This is a genomic window from Streptomyces ossamyceticus, assembly GCF_001418475.1.
Lineage (GTDB): Bacteria > Actinomycetota > Actinomycetes > Streptomycetales > Streptomycetaceae > Streptomyces > Streptomyces ossamyceticus.
Map to the genome: position 1 here is coordinate 1 of NZ_LIQX01000771.1, position 4078 is coordinate 4078.

3 protein-coding genes are annotated in these 4078 nt (G+C 71.0%); all 3 read left to right on the plus strand.

The genetic code is table 11. From position 1 onward, the window contains the following. A partial coding sequence (locus AOK15_RS38400; RefSeq protein ID WP_055523497.1) for a hypothetical protein occupies positions 1-358 on the plus strand: 358 nt, incomplete at its 5' end. Between the two features lie 318 nt (positions 359-676). Continuing rightward, positions 677-2593 carry a stealth family protein gene (locus tag AOK15_RS38405; protein WP_063799110.1) on the plus strand — a complete coding sequence of 639 codons (1917 nt, stop codon included), beginning with the start codon at positions 677-679 and terminating at the stop codon, positions 2591-2593. Beyond that, the gene (locus AOK15_RS38410) at positions 2512-3501 is read left to right on the plus strand and encodes an FkbM family methyltransferase (RefSeq protein ID WP_055523499.1); all 990 of its coding nucleotides are present in this window, start codon (positions 2512-2514) and stop codon (positions 3499-3501) included. The genes AOK15_RS38405 and AOK15_RS38410 overlap by 82 nt, the downstream gene beginning before the upstream one ends. The last annotated feature ends 577 nt before the right edge of the window (positions 3502-4078 follow it).

Below are 4078 nucleotides of genomic sequence, written 5' to 3' on the forward strand. Positions count from 1 at the left end.
TTCGACGGCCAGTCCCGCCTGGCAGCAGGCGGGACTGGCCGTCGAACCTGTGACCTGGCGCGACGCCTCAGCTCCCTGGCCGCAGCGGCTGGAGACGGACAGGTCCAAGGTGACTGATCCCGACTCGGTCGGCATCCACCTGCGGGGCGCGCCCGAGACCGAACTGCACATCGTCCTCTACCGCGGCGGGTGGGCCGACGTGGACTACCTCGTGAGCCTCGACGACGCCGGTGTGATTCCGGCCCCGGCGATGGGGTCCGCCGAGGCGTTCGAGACCCTGCTCGACAACTGGGTGGCCCGCGTCTTCGGATTCCGCGGCCCGGCCGACCAGGACGAGGTCCCCGACGCCGGCCAGTGACCGGTCGAGCCGGACCAGGCCGGACGACCGGGCCGGTCGAAACCCGGCGTACGAGGGGGAAGCGGGCCTGGGCGAACCGGAGGCCGGGGCTTGGTCCACCCGAGTGTCCACCGGGGGCAGCGGCGGAGTACGGCCGCTCGGAACGCCGGGACGTTGAACAGCGGGCCGAGCCCCGGGCGACCGCGTCTCCCGTCCGCCGACCGACCTGCCGCAGGAGACTGAGACAGTAGGGCAATCGGGGCTGTTTTCGCGCATATCCGATATTCACCCGGCGGGCAAGTGCATAGAAACCTGGACGACACAGACCAGGGGTGTGCCATGACCGTCAACGTCCCGGCGCAGGCCGATCCGATCCGCGCCGCGCAGCTTCAGGCCCAACCACTGTCGCTGATGCTCCGGACCTACCGGAAGCTGGTGCCCCTGCCGTTGCGCAGGGCCGTGCGGGCACGGTGCGGTGCGCAGCGGTGGGAACTGCTGCGGCAACGGCTGGAAAGACCGGCGGTTCTGGCGCGCCGGGCACGGCACCGTCTGCTGTGCGCGCGCCTGAAGCGCCTGGGACTGCTGCGGGACGGCGAACGGGTGCCCGTACAGACCGCCGGAGGGACCCGTATCGCCCTGCTCCACGACGGCGTGACACCCCTGCTGGCCCGGGAGCACAATCTGCGCCTGGTGCTGAGCACGCTGGAGAAGGCCGGCGTGGAGCACTTCGTCGTACGCAACGCCGCCAGCACCTCCTCCGCCGTCGGGATCAGCTCCGAGGACCGGGCGGCAGTCGAGAACGCACTGATCGCCATGGGCGCCCACGTGCCGGCCTACCTCACGCGGACGGGCGGATCGGAGCGGGCCCGGGACCGGCGCGCCGAACCGGTCGGCTCCCGGCGATCCTGGCGGCGGGCCGCCGGCCGGCGCGTCATCCGCGTCTTCTGCTACCTGGCCGACGCCACCGCCCCCGGCATGGTGCTCGGCGCGGGCTACGGCTGCGACATCGAGGTGTGGCGACCGTCCGAGGAAGGCGCCGAACTCGTGGCGCCACGCCCCAACCGTACGTGCGAGCGTGTGTGCCGGGAGGCGCCCGCCGTCGAGATCCCCGGCCGCCGCTTCACGCGGCTCGCCTCCGAGCACACCCGGCCGCAGCCCCTCACCGTACGCACCCGGCGCGAGTTCGCCGAGCCGGTGCCCGACGACATCCACTTCCCCGTCGACGCCGTGTACACCTGGGTCGACGGCTCCGACCCCGCATGGCAGCGGCGGCGCGCGACGGTCGTGGGAGAGCCGTACCACCCGCAGGCCGCCAACGCGGCCCGCTTCCTCAGCCGCGACGAACTGCGCTACTCCCTGCGCTCACTGCACATGCACGCCCCCTGGATCCGGCACGTGTACCTCGTCACCGACCAGCAGGTGCCCGCCTGGCTGGACACCGCGCACCCCGGGATCACGGTCGTCGACCACCGGGAGATCTTCACGGACCCCACGGCGCTACCGACGTTCAACTCCCACGCCATCGAGAGCCAACTGCACCACATCGAGGGCCTCGCCGAGCACTTCCTCTACTTCAACGACGACGTCTTCCTCGGACGCCCCACGGTGCCGCAGCACTTCTTCCTGGCCAACGGCATCAGCAAGTTCTTCCTCTCGAGGGCACTGCTGCCACCCGTGGGGAGCGAGGGTGCGGACGACGTACCGGTCTCCGCCGCCGCACTCACCAACCGCCGCCTCCTGCAAGCCCGCTTCGGCAGCAGCATCGTCCAGAAGATGAAGCACACGCCGTGCGCGCTGCGCCGCAGCGTGCTCGCGGAGATCGAGGAGGTCTTCGCGGAGCACCACAAGCGCACCGCCTCCCACGCCTTCCGCAGCCCGGACGACATCTCGATCACCAACTCGCTGCACCACTACTACGCGTTCCACACCGGCCGGGCCGTACCCGGCAGCATCCGCTACGACTACGTCGACATCTCCAGACCCGGCATCGCCCCACGGCTGTGCCGACTGCTGACCGCCAGATCGAATGTCGCCTTCTGCCTGAACGACACGGTGACCTGCGACGGCGAGAGCCACGACAACGCGGCACTCGTGCAGGCCTTTCTGGACGGCTACTTCCCCACGCCCAGCCCCTTCGAGCTCCGGCCCGACCACACGGAAGCGCTCTGTCTGCCATGCCCCTCGCCATCAGGCTCCCTCACCATCCCGGCGTCCTCGAGGCCGACGGCCCCTATCCACGCGCGCTCAACGTCCTGAGCCGCAAGCAGACCGCCGTACAGCGGCAGCTGCGCCGATCCGGCCTCGCGGGGTACGAGCCCGTGACCCAGGCGACGCTGATGGCCCTGGCGGAACAGGCACCGCCCGGCAGCGCCGTGTACGACGTCGGTGCGCACATCGGGCTCTACGCGGCACTGATCGACGCGGTGTACGGCCGCCGGCTGACGGTGCACGCCTTCGAACCGACACCGGACACGGCACGCGTCTGCGGGGACATCCGCCGCCACAACGGCCTCCGCTTCGAGCTGATCACCTCGGCGGTCTCCGACACACCGGGCACCGCAGAGCTCTGCCTGTCCCTGAAGGGAGAATCCTCCAACTCCCTCAACGCCGCGCACCGCAGGCACACCGAGACCGTGACCGTGCCCGTCACCACCCTGGACGCGTTCACCGAGCAGCGGTCCCTCAGCCCCCACCTCATCAAGATCGACGTGGAGACACTGGAGGGCCAGGTGCTGGCCGGCGCCCTCCGGACGGCGCGCCGGCACCGGCCCTGGATCGTGCTGGAGATCCTGCCCGGCTCCGACCACAACACCCTGGGCCGCGCGCTGGACGCGTTCACCGAGCTGGGATACGGACTGCACCTCCTCCAGCCGGAGAGCCCGTGGCCCGGCAGAACCCGCGGCGACTACCGCACCCATGTGGGCAGCCAGTGCCGCGACTGGCTGCTCACACCCGCCCCGCTCACCTACGACTTCCACCACGCGGTACGCACCTGGCTCAGGGCCATCCTGGCGTGCGACGAACGCACCAACCTGATCGTCCCCGCAGGCACCCCGTTCCCCCACGGCTGGAACGCCCCGTATCCGTCCACACCGGTGGACGAGGCCCACGACCGCGCCCCGTGGAATCAGCCGAGGCCGGGCCGGGTTCCGGCGAGGATCTGACGCGCGGACCAGAACCGTGTCACGGCCGTGCGCGCACCGAGGGCGCCGTACGGCCGCGGCTCGCACGACGGCGAGGTAGGCACACCCTCGGTCGCACCAGCGCGCTGAGCAACTGGGTGGTGATGCGGTCGAGCGTCGGCCGCTCCTCGGGATGCGCGTCCCAACGGGCGTACAACCCCCGCTGCATCAGCCACCTGGTCGGCGATCAGCAGTCGCTCGCGAACAGGTCCGTCAACGAGGTGAGTCCCTGAGCGGCAGAAGGCGCGGACGCCGGGGGCCGCGGCTGGGCGGCGGCAGGCACGACGCGGCGGAACCGGACAGCAGCAGCGCGGCGCAGGCGGCCACCAACACGGACCGCTTTCGTCGGATTCTCACAGGGAGGGTTCTTTCCATGGGGGTGTGATCAACCTGCAAGGGCCACGCGAAGGCCCTCACAGACACCCGGGACCCACCGAACCCAACCCCTCACGCACCCCCGCAACCTACGTGTCGCACTCCAGCATCGTCCGGCACAACCCACACCGGGCCCGCACCCGCCCCCGGACCGGCACCCGGATCCGCTGGTGACACGTCGGAC